The 13,720-nt window shown below is 72.9% G+C and carries 15 protein-coding genes; 14 read left to right on the plus strand and 1 reads right to left on the minus strand.

Annotated elements, in window-relative coordinates:
- Positions 1–261 precede the first annotated feature (261 nt).
- The 11 genes from AC1U7O_RS08085 (at position 262) to AC1U7O_RS08135 (ending at position 9,720) form a co-directional block, all read left to right on the plus strand.
- Positions 262–1,398, plus strand: coding sequence for a flagellar basal body P-ring protein FlgI (locus AC1U7O_RS08085; protein WP_479894212.1), 1,137 nt, complete (start codon positions 262–264; stop codon positions 1,396–1,398).
- On the plus strand, positions 1,398–1,739 hold the full coding sequence (locus AC1U7O_RS08090) for a rod-binding protein (RefSeq protein WP_479894213.1): 342 nt from the start codon (positions 1,398–1,400) through the stop codon (positions 1,737–1,739). Before AC1U7O_RS08085 ends, AC1U7O_RS08090 begins: the two co-directional genes overlap by 1 nt.
- A 102-nt stretch (positions 1,740–1,841) precedes the next feature.
- Entirely contained in the window at positions 1,842–2,153 is a 312-nt protein-coding gene (gene flgM, locus AC1U7O_RS08095; protein ID WP_479894214.1) for a flagellar biosynthesis anti-sigma factor FlgM, read from the plus strand.
- Positions 2,154–2,216: 63 nt separating this feature from the next.
- Positions 2,217–2,723, plus strand: a complete 507-nt coding sequence (flgN, locus tag AC1U7O_RS08100) for a flagellar export chaperone FlgN (protein ID WP_479894215.1) — start codon at positions 2,217–2,219, stop codon at positions 2,721–2,723.
- Between the two features lie 8 nt (positions 2,724–2,731).
- The gene (gene flgK / locus AC1U7O_RS08105) at positions 2,732–4,141 is read left to right on the plus strand and encodes a flagellar hook-associated protein FlgK (RefSeq protein ID WP_479894216.1); all 1,410 of its coding nucleotides are present in this window, start codon (positions 2,732–2,734) and stop codon (positions 4,139–4,141) included.
- A gap of 53 nt (positions 4,142–4,194) precedes the next feature.
- The gene (locus AC1U7O_RS08110) at positions 4,195–5,955 is read left to right on the plus strand and encodes a flagellin N-terminal helical domain-containing protein (protein WP_479894217.1); all 1,761 of its coding nucleotides are present in this window, start codon (positions 4,195–4,197) and stop codon (positions 5,953–5,955) included.
- Between the two features lie 84 nt (positions 5,956–6,039).
- Positions 6,040–6,273 carry a carbon storage regulator CsrA gene (csrA, locus tag AC1U7O_RS08115; RefSeq protein ID WP_479894218.1) on the plus strand — a complete coding sequence of 78 codons (234 nt, stop codon included), beginning with the start codon at positions 6,040–6,042 and terminating at the stop codon, positions 6,271–6,273.
- Positions 6,274–6,282: 9 nt separating this feature from the next.
- On the plus strand, positions 6,283–6,762 hold the full coding sequence (gene fliW / locus AC1U7O_RS08120; RefSeq protein ID WP_479894219.1) for a flagellar assembly protein FliW: 480 nt from the start codon (positions 6,283–6,285) through the stop codon (positions 6,760–6,762).
- Positions 6,763–6,837: 75 nt separating this feature from the next.
- Positions 6,838–8,052, plus strand: a complete 1,215-nt coding sequence (locus AC1U7O_RS08125) for an HD-GYP domain-containing protein (protein ID WP_479894220.1) — start codon at positions 6,838–6,840, stop codon at positions 8,050–8,052.
- 34 nt (positions 8,053–8,086) lie between these two features.
- Positions 8,087–8,806: a flagellar brake protein gene (locus AC1U7O_RS08130; protein WP_479894221.1), complete on the plus strand. Its 720-nt coding sequence runs from the start codon at positions 8,087–8,089 to the stop codon at positions 8,804–8,806.
- On the plus strand, positions 8,803–9,720 hold the full coding sequence (locus tag AC1U7O_RS08135) for a hypothetical protein (RefSeq protein ID WP_479894222.1): 918 nt from the start codon (positions 8,803–8,805) through the stop codon (positions 9,718–9,720). The genes AC1U7O_RS08130 and AC1U7O_RS08135 overlap by 4 nt, the downstream gene beginning before the upstream one ends.
- Here AC1U7O_RS08135 and AC1U7O_RS08140 read toward each other — a convergent pair.
- Complete coding sequence (locus AC1U7O_RS08140; RefSeq protein ID WP_479894223.1) at positions 9,648–10,706, minus strand: c-type cytochrome; 1,059 nt, start codon at positions 10,704–10,706, stop codon at positions 9,648–9,650. The two genes, AC1U7O_RS08135 and AC1U7O_RS08140, sit on opposite strands and share 73 nt — an antisense overlap.
- A 276-nt stretch (positions 10,707–10,982) precedes the next feature.
- Between AC1U7O_RS08140 and AC1U7O_RS08145 the strand changes: the two genes are divergently transcribed.
- The 3 genes from AC1U7O_RS08145 (at position 10,983) to aroF (ending at position 13,676) form a co-directional block, all read left to right on the plus strand.
- On the plus strand, positions 10,983–11,636 hold the full coding sequence (locus tag AC1U7O_RS08145) for a winged helix-turn-helix transcriptional regulator (RefSeq protein WP_479894224.1): 654 nt from the start codon (positions 10,983–10,985) through the stop codon (positions 11,634–11,636).
- A gap of 58 nt (positions 11,637–11,694) precedes the next feature.
- Positions 11,695–12,738 carry a Gfo/Idh/MocA family protein gene (locus AC1U7O_RS08150; RefSeq protein WP_479894225.1) on the plus strand — a complete coding sequence of 348 codons (1,044 nt, stop codon included), beginning with the start codon at positions 11,695–11,697 and terminating at the stop codon, positions 12,736–12,738.
- A gap of 77 nt (positions 12,739–12,815) precedes the next feature.
- Positions 12,816–13,676 carry a 3-deoxy-7-phosphoheptulonate synthase gene (gene aroF / locus AC1U7O_RS08155; protein WP_479894226.1) on the plus strand — a complete coding sequence of 287 codons (861 nt, stop codon included), beginning with the start codon at positions 12,816–12,818 and terminating at the stop codon, positions 13,674–13,676.
- Positions 13,677–13,720 lie beyond the last annotated feature (44 nt).

Below are 13,720 nucleotides of genomic sequence, written 5' to 3' on the forward strand. Positions count from 1 at the left end.
TTCATCCGTCCTTCCTCTTCATCCGTCATTCCGGCGGAAGCCGGAATCCAGATGGACCCCGGCTTTCGCCGGGGTGACGGACAGGACCCTGGCTTTCGCCGGGGCGACGGACAGGGCCCTGGCTTTTGCCGGGGTGACGGCCTGGGCCCCGGCATGCGCCGGGGCGACGGACTGGACCCTGGCTTTCGCCGGGGTGATGGAACTCCGGGTGACGCCCCGCAGGGTGTCGCCCGCTGGCGGCTCGCTCATCCAGGAGGGCCCATGGCGCATCGAGTGATTACCTGGTTCGTGCTGGCGGTGCTGACGATCGTGGCGGCCGGGCCGGCGCGGGCGGCGCGGGTCAAGGACATCGCGACGATCGAGGGCGTGCGCGAGAACCAGTTGCTGGGCTACGGGCTCGTCGTGGGCCTGGACCGGACCGGCGACATGGTGATCGGCGGCCAGTTCACGGTCCAGGCCATGATGTCCATGCTCAACAAGATGGGCATCAACCTGGTGATCGACCCGATCATGTTGCTCACGCGCAACATCGCCTCCGTCATGGTGACGGCCAAGCTGCCGCCCTTCGCCAAACCGGGGATGACCGTGGACGCGGTCGTCTCCTCCATGGCGAACGCGCGCAGCCTGCAGGGCGGCACCCTCCTGCTGACGCCGCTCAAGGCCCCGAACCAGCAGGTCTACGCCGTGGCCCAGGGGCCCGTGTCCATCGGCGGGTTCCTCGGCGGCACGGGCGGTGGCGGCGGAAACACGGTGATCAAGAATCATCAGGCGGCGGGGACGATTCCCGGCGGCGCGATCGTGGAGAAGGAGGTCGCGGTCAGCCTGGAGACCTGGGACTCGGTGTCCATCGTGCTCCGCCAGGCGGACTTCACGACCGCCATCCGGGTGGCCGAGGCGATCGAGAACCTCTTCGGGCCGGGCGCCGCGACGCCGGTGAACGCGGGGCTCGTGCGGGCCGCCGTCCCCGAGAGCTTCCAGGGGCGCGTGGTCCAGTACATCGCCACGGTCGAGGCGCTCGACGTGCAGGTGGACGTGCCGGCCCGCGTCGTGGTCAACGAGCGCACCGGCACGGTCGTCCTCGGCGAGCACGTCCGCCTCTCCACCTGCGCCATCGCCCACGGCAACCTGACGATCACCGTGAAGAACACGTTGAACGTCTCCCAGCCGAACGCCGCCCCCTTCATCGGCGACTCTAACGGCGAGACGGTGGTCACGCAGGACGTCAAGACCGAGGTGCGGGAAGAGCAGTCCCGGCTCCTGCAGGTGGACGAGACGGTCACGCTCGGCGAGGTGGTCCGCGCCCTGAACGCCGTCGGGGTGACCCCCAGAGACCTCGTCGCGATCCTCTCGGCGATGCGGTCGGCCGGGGCGCTGCAGGCCAACCTGGAGATCCTGTGATGGGCCCGGAGCTGCTTCCCATCGGCGTCCCGGCGACGGAGCTGCTCGCTGACTCGGCGATGACCGGCGCCGTCCGGGCGTCCAGGGGCGACGGGCCGGCCGACATCCGCAAGGCCGCCCGGGAGTTCGAGGCCTACTTCGTCGCCTACCTTCTCAAAGTGATGAGGGAAACCGTCCCGACCGGCTTCCTCGGCGGCCGGGCGGCCGACACCTACTACTATTTCTACGACCAGGAGATCGGGCGCCTCGCCGCGGAGGGGGACGGATTGGGGCTCGCGGCCTTCCTCGAGGAACACCTGATCGAGCATCCCCCCGAAAAAAGGGGGGGGAGGGGACCTTAAGCCGTCTCACCTTCTCGCCGATAAGAGCAGTGAAGCCGGGAGGCTTGGCCCAGGGGGCCCCGCCCGCCCGGCCGGCTCAGAACGGCCGAGAAGGTGGAACGCATGGAAATTTCAGGACATGGCGGTGCGAACGAGCTGACGCGGCTTCTGCTGGGCGCGCAGGCGACGGATCGGGCCGGCGACGCCAGGCCGGTGGACCAGGCTCCGGGGAACGATCAGGTTGCCCTTTCCGACCGCGCCAAGGAGCTCAAGCGGATCAAGGCGCTCGTGGATGCGCCGGGCGTGGCGCAGGCCGCCCGGGCTGCCCGGGTCGAAGGAATCAAGGCGGCGATCGAAGCCGGCACCTATCGAGTGGAGAGTCGCGCCGTCGCGGACGCCCTGATCCGTGACCGGCTGACCGAAGCCCTGCTGTAGGCTCCCTTCCCCGTCGCGTGCGCGGCCGGGCCGGGGCGCCGCCGACGGAGAAGGGAGGGATTCATGGACGGTACCGACGCGCTCGTCGAGGATCTGGCGGTCCTGCTCGCCCGCGAGCTGGCCTGTCTGGAGGCCTTTGACCGCCGTCTGGACGAGGAATGGACGCTCCTCCGCTCGGGCTCGCCCGACGCCCTCGCCGTCGCCGTCTCCGCCAAGCTGAGCCTCCTCGACGACCTCCGAAACCTGGAAACGCAGCGCGCCGCCCTCCTGGCCGCCCTGGGCGCCCTCTGGGGCCTGGACCCCGCCGCGCTGAGCCTGCGGGAGATCGCCAGCCGCGCGCCGGCCGCGGCCGATCGGCTGCGGCGGCTGGGCGGTCGGCTGCGGGAGTCCATGGCCGCCGCGCTGCGCGCGAACCGGCGCAACGGGGCGGTGATCCAGCAGGTGCGCGGCTTCCTGGAGGAGAGCCTGACGCGGTGGCGTCCCGCCGAGGGCCCGTCCCCGATCTATTCCGGCGCGGGCCTCGCGCGGCCGGCGGTCCCCGGCGCGTCGCTCCTGGAGCGGAGGGGGTAGGGCCATCCGTGTCGAGCATCCTGAACCTTCTCGGCATCGGCAAGTCCGCCCTCTTGGCGAACCAGCGCGCCCTCGCCGTGACCGGCCAGAACATCGCCAACGTCAACACCCCCGGCTACACCAGACAGACCGTCGTGCTCGCGGAGAGCCGCCCGCTGGACGCGCGCCCCGGCCACCTCGGGACGGGTGTCCAGGTGGTCGAGGTGCGCCGCGAGCTGGACGCCCTCTTCGAGCGCCGGCTCCTGGAGTCGCAGGGCCGGGTGAGCCGCCTGGAGACGATGAAGCGGACCCTGGCGGGGCTCGAGGGGCTCTTCGCGGACACGACCGATCAGGGGATCGGGGCGGGCCTCAACGACTTCTTCGGCGCCTGGCAGGACGTCGCCGCCGCTCCCGCCGACGGGGCCGCCCGCGCCGTCCTGCTCGCGCGGGCCGGGGCGCTCGCGGACCGGTTCAACCGCGCGGCGGCGGACCTGGCCGACGTGCGGGCGGGCCTCGACCGCGAGGTCGGCACGGTGCTCTCCGAGATCAACGACCGCGCCGCGCGGATCGCCGACTTGAACCTCCGCATCGCGCGGGCCGAGGCGGGCGGACAGGCGCCCAACGACCTGCTGGACGCCCGCGCGCGCCTGGTGAACGAACTGGCCGAGCGCGTCGCGGTCACCACCCTTGAGGACGAGCAGGGCCGGCTCACGGTCTTCGTCGGTCGCGGCCGGGCGCTGGTGAGCGGCGACCGGGCCTACAAGCTGGCCGGCCTGGCCGATGCGGACAACGGCGGGCGGCTGGCCGTCCGCTACGATCCCTCCGGTACGGCCGGCGGGGAGGACGACGATTCCGTCGCGATCACCTCCGAGATCGGCGGCGGGCGCCTCGGCGGGCTGCTGACCCTGCGGGATGAGACGGTCGCGGGGCTCCTCGACACGCTGAACACGCTGGCGGCGGCGGTGGTGTCGAACGTCAACCGCGTCCACGAGGCGGGCTACGGGCTCGACGGTTCGACGGGGAAGGACTTCTTCGACGCGGGCGGGACCACGGCCGCCACGATGGCCGTCGCGCTGACCGACCCCGACCGGGTCGCGGCCGCGTCCGCCGCCGGCCGGCCGGACGACGGCGCGAACGCCCTGGCCGTCGTCGCGCTCCAGGCGGCGGCGCTCTCGTCGCTCGACGACCTGACGATGAGCGGGTTCTACGGCAAGCTCGCCGCGGACTTCGGGGAGACGGCCGCGAGGACGGACGGCGACCTCCAGGCCCAGGAAGCCGTCCACGCCCGCCTGGCGGCGGGGCGGGCGGAGGTCTCCGGCGTCTCCCTCGACGAGGAACTGGTCAACCTGCTCGCCCAGCAGCGGGCCTTCGAGGCCGCCTCCCGGGTCGTCGTGATGGCGGATGAGCTGCTGCAGACGATTCTTTCGATGAAGAGATAGGGTAAGCGCCGACGCGGGGACGGGCAGACGCGGGGAGGGGGCGGGGTTAAGCGATGAGGATTTCGGATCAGCAGGTGTTCGCGACGCTGCTCGGGCACCTGCAGCGGGCGCGGACCGAGAGCCTCGCGGCCCAGGAACAGGTCACCTCGGGGAAGCGCGTGGCGGCCCCGTCGGACGACCCGGCGGCCTTCTCGCGGATCGTCGGCGGCAAGGCCGCGATCGCGCGGCTGGACCACCGGCTGCGCACGATCACGGCCGGCGCGGATCGGCTCCGGGCCTCCGGCGATGCGCTGAACGAGGCGACGAACCTCCTGACGCGCGTCAAGGAGCTGGCGGTCGCTCTCCGCAACGACGCCAACGGGCCGGCGGAGCGGGCCGCCGCCGCGGCCGAAGCGCGACAGCTCACGCTGGAGCTCCGGGACCTGGCCAACCGCACCGTCGCCGGCCGCCCGCTCTTCGGCGGCACGGGCGCGCACGGGCGGGCCACCGGGCTTGCCCTCTCGCCGCCGGTCACGCTGGCGAGCGGGAGCACGGACACCCTCCGGGTCACGGTGGACGGGACCGCGTCGGGGACGATCACGCTGGCGGCCGGCACCTACACCGGCGCGCAGCTCGCCGCGCTGGTGGAGGCGGGGATCAACGCGGACGCGACGCTGGCGGCCGCCGGCAAGGCGGTCGCCGTGACCTACGAGACCGACCATCTGGTCATCGCCTCCAAGACCGACGGCTCCGCCTCGACCGTGACCGTCACCGGCGGCACCGCGCGGGCGTCGTTGGGCTTCAACGGCGGCGGCGCGACCACCGGCGCGAACCCCTATGCGCTCTCGGCCTCGGCCGTCGCCGCCTCCGACAACGCCGGCGGGGCCGACATCTCCCAGGCGAGCGTGACGGACCCGGCGCGGGCCACGCTGGCCGACTACCTGATCAGGTTCAGCTCGGCGACGACCTACACCCTCTACAACGTCTCGGCGCCGGTCGCGGTCTCGCCGGGCCCCGACAACACGGGGGCGGCCGCGAAGCAGGACGCGGGGGTCGCCGACCCGACCGCGCTGACGCTCGACGACTACGAGATCACGTTCACCTCCGACACCCAGTACACGATCACGAACACGACCACGGGCACGGTGCTCTCCAGCGGCAACGCCTACACCTCCGGCTCGGCCATCGAGTTCGACGGCCTTCGCGTGACGCTCCGCGACGGGGAGGGCGGGGGGCCGAAGAGCGGGGACACGTTCACGGTCGCCCTGCGCCCGGTCGCGGTCCTGGCGGACCGGACCTACACCTCCGGCTCGGCCATCGAGTTCGACGGGCTGTCGCTGACGATCACGACGGGCTCGACCGGGCCGGCGGCGGGCGACCGGTTCGCCGTGACGACCGGCGTCCAGTACCAGGGCGACTCGGGCCGGCGGGGCGTCGAGGTCGCCGACGGCCGGACGGTGGCGACCAACCTGCCGGGCGACGAGGTCTTCTCCGGCGGGACGCTGGACATCTTCGCCGCGCTCAAGAGCCTGACGGCGGCCCTCATGGGCAACGACGGGGGAGGCCTCGACCGGGGAATCGCCGACGCGGACCGCGCGCTCGATCAGATCGTCCGGGGCCAGGCCGAGGCCGGCGCGCTCGCCGCCCGCCTCGACCGGACGAAGGACGGCCTGGACACGGCGCGGGCGCACCTGGAGTCCATCCTCGCGGGGGACGAGGACGCGGACCTGGTCAGGGCCGCCTCGGCCCTGAGCCTGCACCAGTTCGCCGTCGAGGCGACGTCCCAGGCGCTCGCGCGGATCCTGGACAGCTCGCTGCTGCGCTTCCTGCGGTGACGGGGGAAGCCGGGCTTCAGTCGGGAGGGGGAGCCGACGATAAGAGAAGGCAGGGGCCGCGAACGGGAGCCAGGGAGGGCGACCATGTTGGTGCTCACGCGAAGGCCGGGCGAAGGCATCGCGATCGGCGGCGATGTCCGCGTGGTGGTGCTGGAGATCAAGGGGACCCAGGTCCGGCTGGGCATCGAGGCTCCGCCGCGCGTCCGGGTGCACCGGGACGAGGTCTATGCGCGAATCTTGGAGGAGAACCGAGAGGCGGCCGCGGCGCGGCACCTTCCGGTCGAGGTGCTGGGCCGGATCGGCGCGGGCGGAGGATAAGGATCGGCTATGCGAGTGACGACGGACCGTTTCGGGGAGATCGAGGTGTCGGAGGAGGCGGTGATCCGGTTTCCCGCCGGCGTGATCGGGTTCCCGCGCTCGGTCCGCTATGTGCTCCTGGACCACGACCGGCACGCCCCCTTCCAGTGGATGCAGTCCCTCGACGAGCCGGGCCTGGCCTTCGTCGTCATGGACCCGGCCCGCTTCAAGCCCGATTATCGCGTCGAGGTCGCGCCCGAGGAACTGGCCGAGCTCGATCCGGCCGAGGGCGACGAGCTGGTCCTGCTCGTCATCCTGACCGTCCCGCCGGCCGATCCCGGCCGGGTGACGGCCAACCTGCGCGGGCCGCTCGTGGTCAACGCGCGGACCAAGCTGGCGAAGCAGCTCGTGCTCGCGGACGGCGTGCCGATCCGCCACCCCCTCTACCCGCGCAGCGATCGGGCGCGGAGCGACGAGGCCGTCGCCCCCCTCGCCGCCGGCCGACGCTGAGCCCGCCTTCAGGTTTCCGGCCGCCGTCCGATAACGAGACGAACGCCCCCATCCGCCTGACCGAGGAGCGATCGCATGAGCCGCATTCCGCTCGACGAGCTGACCGTCGGGATGTACGTCGTCGGCCTGGATAGGCCCTGGTTGCAGACGCCGTTCCTCCGCCACAGGATGTGGATCGCGACGGAGGACCAGATCCGAGCGCTGCGCGACTCGGGCGTGCGCTTCGTCGAGATCGACGCCGACAAGGGACCGGGACCCGCCGTCCGGGCGGCGGGCGGCGAGCCGCCCCCGAGACCGGGGCCGGCCCCCGAGCCGTCCCCTCCGCCGGCCGCGGAGCCGGGCTCCTTCGCGGACGAGCTGCCGCTGGCCATGAAGGCCTACCGCGAGGCCAAGGTCGTCGTCCAGCGGGTCCTCTACGAGGCCCGCATGGGCCGTGCGCTGAGCACGGAGGCGGTGCACCGGGTCGTGGACGGCCTCGTGGACAGCGTCCTGCGGAACGAGGACGCGCTGACGAGCCTCTCCCGGCTCAAGTGCTACGACGAGTACACCTTCTTCCACTCGGTGAACACCGCCGTCCTCGCCCTGGCCCTGGGGCGGAGCCTGGGATGGGATCGGGACCGGCTCCGGGGCCTCGGCACGGGAGCCCTGCTCCATGACGTGGGGAAGATGATGATCCCCCTGGAAGTCCTCAACAAGCCGGACCGGCTCGTGCCCCACGAGTTCGAGGTCATGAAACAGCACGCGCTCCGCGGGGCCGAGCTGCTGGCCCGGACGACGGGGCTGGAGGAGTCGGCCATCCGTCCGGCGCTGGAGCACCATGAGCGGGTCAACGGCGGCGGCTATCCCTTCGGCCGGACCAGGGAGCGCCTGACGGAAATCGGCCTGATCAGCAGCGTCGTGGACGTGTACGACGCGGTCACGAGCGACCGCGTGTACCACAGGGCCATGCCGCCCCACGAGGCGCTCCGGTTCCTGTTCAGCCTCGGAAGGAAGGGACATCTGGACGCCGTGCTGGTCGAGCGCTTCATCAAGGCCCTCGGCATCTATCCGGTGGGCTCCTGCGTCCTCCTGACCGGCGGCGAGACGGCGGTGGTGGAGGAGATCCGCCGCGACCAGCCGCTGCGGCCGAAGGTGCGCGTGGTGAGGGACGCGCAGGGACGAGCCCTGCGGCCGGCCGTGCCGCTGGACCTGGGGGACCAGGCCGAGTCCCGGCGCACGATCGTCGCCGTGGTCGACCCCGCCGAGATGGGGATCGACCCCGACGCCGTCTTGGGCCGGCCGGCCTGGTGAGCCCCGCAGGCTCGGAGTCGGCGCGGAGGAAGCGATGGGCATCGGTTCGCCGTCCCAGTGGCTGTCGGTGGGGCTGCCCCTCCAGCTCACCCTGCCCGGCAAGCGGGGCCAGGTCCAGTGCCCCTCGACGCTGCTGGGGTGGAAGGTCGGCGCCTTCCTGATCAGCGAGCTGCCCTTCCAGGAGGGGCGCGCGGTGGAGTTCCGCAGCGGCGCCCCCTGCATCGTCCGTTCGCACCTGTCGGGCACGATGGTGGGCTACCGGAGCGAGATCCGGCGCGGCCAGTTCTCGCCGGAGCCGCTCCTGTTCCTGTCCTTTCCGACCAGGATCGAGCAGGTCGTGCTGCGCCGCCATCCGCGCATCCGCGTGAGCCAGCCGGTGTCCCTCATGCTCGTGGACGCCGCCCGCGACCCGGCGTGGCCCTCGCCGCTGACGGGCATGCTCCAGGACCTGAGCGTCGCGGGCTGCCGGTTGACCCTGCTGGAGCCCTGGCGCGAGTTGCCCAAGGGCGGCGAGCTCCGGCTCGACTTCGAGCTGCCGGGGATCGGGACGATCGTCAACTTGAGCGGGCTCGTCCGGAACGTCGTGGAGTCCCCCGGCAAGCTCGTCTGCGGCGTCGAGTTCCAGTTCGGCCGGACCGAGTACGTGGAGGTCCGGAGCTGGGGCGCCACGGTGAGGACGGCGATCGAGCAGTTCGTGGCCCAGCGGGACCCCGTCCTGGCGGAACAGGCGGGCCACGCGGGAGGGGGACGATGAGGCCGGAGGGCCCCTGCCCCGTCTGCGGCCTGCCGGACAGCGAGTCCCGGCCCGTGCCGGCGGCGGGGCTTCGGCTCTGTCGCGGGTGCGCGCACGTCGTCGGGGCCGGGCCGGTGCCGCCGGAGCGGGGAGCGGAGGAGGCCGCGGAGCGGTCGCGGGGGGACGGCCGCGCCTGGGCGGCCGACCCCGAGGCGATCCGGCAGCTCGCCGCCGCCTGCCGGGGAAGAGGGGCCGTCGGTCCCCTGGGGTGGAACCTCGCCGCGCTCGCCGAGACGCAGCCCTGGACCCTGCCGCTTCTCTGCCGACGAACGGAGCCGGGGCGCTACGTGGTCCGGCGGAGCGCCGCGGGCCCCGTGGCGGTGGCGGCCCGCGACGAGGACGGGAGCGAGGTGCCCCTGCTGCGCTGGGGCGGGCTCGATGGGCAGGGCCGTCCGCCGACCCTGTGGGGGCTCCCGACGATCGTGCAGTTGGGGCTGGGCTCGGGCGCGCTCGCCGGCGCGCTCGCGGAGCGGGCGGGACCGCGACAGCACCTCTTCGTCTGGGAGGCGGACCCCGCGCTCGCGCGGGCCGTCCTGGAGGCGGTGGACCTCAGCCATCTCTGGCTGTCGGCCCAGGTGAGCCTGTTGTTGGGCGAGCGGCCGGACCTGCCGCCGGACCGGCGCCGGCGGCTGGACGCCCCCGCGCAGGTCATCGCCACGGACTCGGCCCGTCGCTGGAATACGTGGATCTATCGGACCATCCTCGCGGGGCTGAACCCGGCTTCCCCGCCGGTCCAGGCGCTGGTCGCGCGGCGGCGGCTCGGGCTCGCCGCCCACGCCCCGGCCGTCCCCGGCCGGCGCCGTCACTTGGGCGCGGCGGGCGGCTTGGCCTCGCCGGCCCGGAGATGCTCGGGGCCCTGCAGGTGCCGGAGGTAGTGGGCCAGGGCGAAGATCTCCTCGTCCTGCAGGTGGGTGACGGGCAACATGCTGGTGCCCGGAATCCCCTGCTTGATGACGCGGACCCAGTCCTCGAAGGTCTTGTGCTTGCGGTCCTTGGTCCGGCGCAGGTCCGGCGGCCTGGGGGTGAGCTGGCCGACGAGCAGCGGGTCCACGCGCGCGGGATCGCCGTTGATGCCGTGGCAGCGGGCGCACGCGCCCTTCCCGTTGAAGATCTCGCGGCCCCGGTCGCGCTCGATCTGTGAGAGGGGCCGCCGGTCCCCCTCCGGCTCCCTCGCCCGCTGCGCCTCCTCTTCCAGCTCCAGCAACCGTCCCGTCAGGTCGATGGGCGGCTCCGTCCCGGCGGCCGCGGGCGGCCGCGGGCGCGCCTTGGGGGCGAGGCCGACCTCGCGGCCCTGGGGCCCCGAGAGCTTCCAGCTCGTCAGCCCCTCCTCCCGGTCGAGGATCAGGGTGAGCCCGAACTGGGGGTATTCCCACTGGGCCTCCCGTCCCTTGAGCACGATCGAGCGCGGCTGGCCGAAGCGGTTCCAGACCTCGTCGTGGGTCATGCCGGGGCGGGGCGTCAGGTCTCTCGGCGAGGGCGGCGGCGGGGCGGGCGCGCCGGGGATGAGCGGCGGGATGCCCTTGGGCAGGGCCGCGAGCTCGTCCGCCTCCACGCGGAGCAGGCGCCAGACCGTGATCGTCCCGGTCGGGCAGCCGGCGCTGTCCCGCTCGTGGAAGACCATCTGGGTCTCGATGGGCAGGCCGGAGGTACTCGCGGCCTGGGCGTAGTTGAGAATCTCCTTGAGCCCCCGCCGGAAGGCCTGGTCCAGCCCGTCCTCGACCGTCTTCGCGCAGGAAGCCCGTCCGACGAAGAAGAGATCCTCGCCGAATCGGAACATCGCCTGCTCCGTCCAGAAGGGCCGATTCTCCGTCTCGCCCAGGGCCGGCGCCGCGACGAGCAGCGCGAGGAGCAGCACGACCATGTCCCCATCCTCCCCCCGGCAGGGGGCCGGCCCCCTGCCGGCTCCGTTCGCGGGCCCCGATTGTAATCCCGCTGGCCGGCCGGCACAACGGGCCGGCCGGGCCCCCGGTCGACCCGGCCTTGCCGGGCCGCCCGGCAATCCTTGCCGGGTCGCCGCCCGGCCCCGGCGGTTTCCGCGGTCAATCGGCGTGAAACCGGGCCGCCGCGCCGTGCCGCGCCACGGCACGACCCTTGAAAGGACCGGGCGGGCGTGACGGACTCAAGCGCAGGGAGGAACGTGACGATACCGCCTTCGGTCGGCGAACGAACGGTGGGCCCGACGACGGACCGCCCCTATCGCTTTTTCCGGCCGACGACGGCGCTGTGGGAGCTGCGGATCCTCGCGACCCTCGCCGAGGGCGGCGCGGTCAGCCAGCACGAGGTCGCGCGTCGCAGCGGCCTCGGGAGCACGATGGCCCATCACTACGTGCGGCGCATGATCGACGGGGGGCTCGTGGCCGTGACGGGGGAGACGAACCGGACGATGCGGTACGCGGTGACGGACAGCGGGGTCGCCTACCTCGACGGGCTGAGCCGGCAGTATGCGCGCGAGATGGCGCGGCTCTACCTGATCGCCAAGCAGGAGTGTCGGCGGCGCCTCCTCGGGCTCGCCCGGCGGGGCTGGCGGCGGGTGGTGCTCTTCGGCGCGGCGGAGACGGGCGAGCTGGTCTGCTCGGCCGCCAGGGACACGCCGGTCGAGGTCGTCGGGATCGTGGACAACGACCGGCAGAAGCGGCGGGCGCGCATCGGGGGGCTGCCCGTCGAGGCGCCGGACGCCATCGAGGCCCGGCGTCCCGACGCGGTGGTCATCACGGCGAGCCGCTGCGCGGACGAGATCGAGCGGCAGGTGCGGCATCTGCGGCTGCGGGGCATCGGGGTGGCGAGACTCTAACGGAAGGGCGACGCGGGGACGTGCCCTCCCCGCGGTCCGCCGCAAAACGGAGAGACCCATGAAGATCCTCCAGATCGGGCTCGGCGGCTTCGGAAAGAACCACCTGCGTGCCTGGGCGCAGCTCGGGCGGGCGGGCGACCTGGCCGTGGCGGACCTGAACCCGGCGCGCCTAGAGGAGGCGGCCGACCTGATCGGCCTGCCCCCGGACCGTCTGGGGACGGACTACCGGCGATTTCTCGCGGCCGCGGACGTCGTGGACGTGGTCACGCCCTCCGTCGGCCATGCGGCCATCTGCGCGGAGGCGCTCCGGGCCGGCAAGGACGTCTTCGTCGAGAAGCCGATGACGATGACCGCGGAGGAAGCGGACCGGCTCGCCGTCGAGGTCGAGCGCAGCGGCCGCCGGCTCCAGGTCGGCTACTACTATCGCTTCCACCCCATCGCGCGCTACGTCCGGGAGCGGATCGCCCTCGGCGAGCTGGGCGCGATCCGGTACCTGGACGGCCGGTTCATGGGGTTCAAGCGCGCCAGGACCGACTGCGGCGTCACGCAGACCGACGGCATCCACTTCATCGACCTGTTCAATGCGCTCCTCGGCGAGATGCCGATCGAGGCCTACGCGGTGACGCGCGACCACTTCCGGCGCGGGATGGAGGACTTTTCCCTCGTCCTGCTGCAGTACCCCGGCGGCGCCGTCGCGAAGGTGGAGTCCGGCTACATCCAGCCGGGCAACTGGGTGGACCGGGTCGTGCCCGGCGCCATGACCACGAAGGAGATCACGGTGGTCGGCGACCGGCGGACGATCCGGGCGGACTTCGAGGTCGACCGCGTGGAGCTGTTCGAGGTCCGGCACGAGCTGCGCCAGGGCGTCTGGACGCCGGTCCAGGGGGCCTGCACGCTGCCGCGCCTGGCCTCCGTCACGCCGGTGGACCTCGTGGCGCTGGAGCTGGGCGCCTTCCTCGAGGCGGTCGCGACCGGCCGGACGCCGGAGGCCGATGTCCTGTCCTGCGGGACGGCGCTGGCGCGCGTAATCGAAGCGATCTACCGCTCCGCCGCCTCGGGCCGGCCCTCCCCGATCGAGCCGGTCGGCGTGGCGGTCGGTTGAAAGGACGTGTTGAGCGTGGAGTGCGCGGGCGGACGGCTGTTTTCTCCTCGACTCACGACTCGACACGCACCACCATCATGAAAGACATCACGCCCGAGGACCTGGCATCGAACCTCCGGCTCGTCGCCGGGGAGCCCGGCCGCCGCACGACGGTCCGGGTGGGGCCGGTGGAGATCGGCGGCGACCGGCTCGTCGTGATCGCGGGGCCGTGCGCGGTGGAGAGCCGCGAGCAGGTGACCGAGATCGCGCTGGCGGTCAAGGCGGCGGGCGCGGCTCTGCTGCGCGGCGGCGCCTTCAAGCCGCTGACCTTCCCCTACCGGAACGAGCGCATGTTCGAGCTGCGCGAGCGCGGCCTCGCCTACCTCAAGGAGGCGGGCGCGCGGGCCGGGCTGCCCGTCGTCTCGGAGGTGGTGGACCCGCGCCTGGTGGACCTGGTCGCCGACCACGTGGACATGATCCAGGTCGGCTCCCGCAACATGCAGAACTTCCCGCTCCTGGAGGAGGTCGCCAAGACCGGCAAGCCCGTCCTGCTCAAGCGGCACTACGGCGCGAGCCTGCGGGACTGGCTCGGCGCGGCCGAGTACCTGCTCTACCACGGCAACCCGCGCGTGGTCCTCTGCGAGCGGGGCATCGCGGCGCCGCACACCCACCGTCCGACCTCGCGCTTCATCGCGGACCTGCAGGTCGTGCCGGCGATCCGCGACTACTCGCACCTGCCGGTGATCGTGGACCCCAGCCACGCGACCTTCCGGCGCGAGCACGTCGGCCCGATCGCCCGCGCGGCCGTCGCGGTCGGGGCGGACGGGGTCATGCTCGACGTGCACCCGACGCCGGAGCTGGCGGCGGTGGACCCGCTCCAGGCGCTGGGCTATCCGGCGTTCGAGGGACTCATGGCCGAGCTGCGGGGGATCGCCTCCGCCATGGGGAAGAAGTGGTGAGTTGACAGTGGTGAGTGTGGGGTTCGCGGGGGCATCCGGTCTTC

It is taken from the genome of Candidatus Nitrospira neuquenensis (assembly GCF_979578155.1).

Excerpts from the sequence above, each read along its gene's own strand:
- AC1U7O_RS08085 (WP_479894212.1), top strand. The coding sequence starts at position 262 with ATGGCGCATCGAGTGATTACCTGGTTCGTGCTGGCGGTGCTGACGATC.
- AC1U7O_RS08090 (WP_479894213.1), top strand. The coding sequence starts at position 1,398 with ATGGGCCCGGAGCTGCTTCCCATCGGCGTCCCGGCGACGGAGCTGCTC.
- flgM (WP_479894214.1), top strand. The coding sequence starts at position 1,842 with ATGGAAATTTCAGGACATGGCGGTGCGAACGAGCTGACGCGGCTTCTG.
- flgN (WP_479894215.1), top strand. The coding sequence starts at position 2,217 with ATGGACGGTACCGACGCGCTCGTCGAGGATCTGGCGGTCCTGCTCGCC.
- AC1U7O_RS08110 (WP_479894217.1), top strand. The coding sequence starts at position 4,195 with ATGAGGATTTCGGATCAGCAGGTGTTCGCGACGCTGCTCGGGCACCTG.
- csrA (WP_479894218.1), top strand. The coding sequence starts at position 6,040 with ATGTTGGTGCTCACGCGAAGGCCGGGCGAAGGCATCGCGATCGGCGGC.
- fliW (WP_479894219.1), top strand. The coding sequence starts at position 6,283 with ATGCGAGTGACGACGGACCGTTTCGGGGAGATCGAGGTGTCGGAGGAG.
- AC1U7O_RS08125 (WP_479894220.1), top strand. The coding sequence starts at position 6,838 with ATGAGCCGCATTCCGCTCGACGAGCTGACCGTCGGGATGTACGTCGTC.
- AC1U7O_RS08130 (WP_479894221.1), top strand. The coding sequence starts at position 8,087 with ATGGGCATCGGTTCGCCGTCCCAGTGGCTGTCGGTGGGGCTGCCCCTC.
- AC1U7O_RS08135 (WP_479894222.1), top strand. The coding sequence starts at position 8,803 with ATGAGGCCGGAGGGCCCCTGCCCCGTCTGCGGCCTGCCGGACAGCGAG.
- AC1U7O_RS08140 (WP_479894223.1), bottom strand. The coding sequence starts at position 10,706 with ATGGTCGTGCTGCTCCTCGCGCTGCTCGTCGCGGCGCCGGCCCTGGGC.
- AC1U7O_RS08150 (WP_479894225.1), top strand. The coding sequence starts at position 11,695 with ATGAAGATCCTCCAGATCGGGCTCGGCGGCTTCGGAAAGAACCACCTG.
- aroF (WP_479894226.1), top strand. The coding sequence starts at position 12,816 with ATGAAAGACATCACGCCCGAGGACCTGGCATCGAACCTCCGGCTCGTC.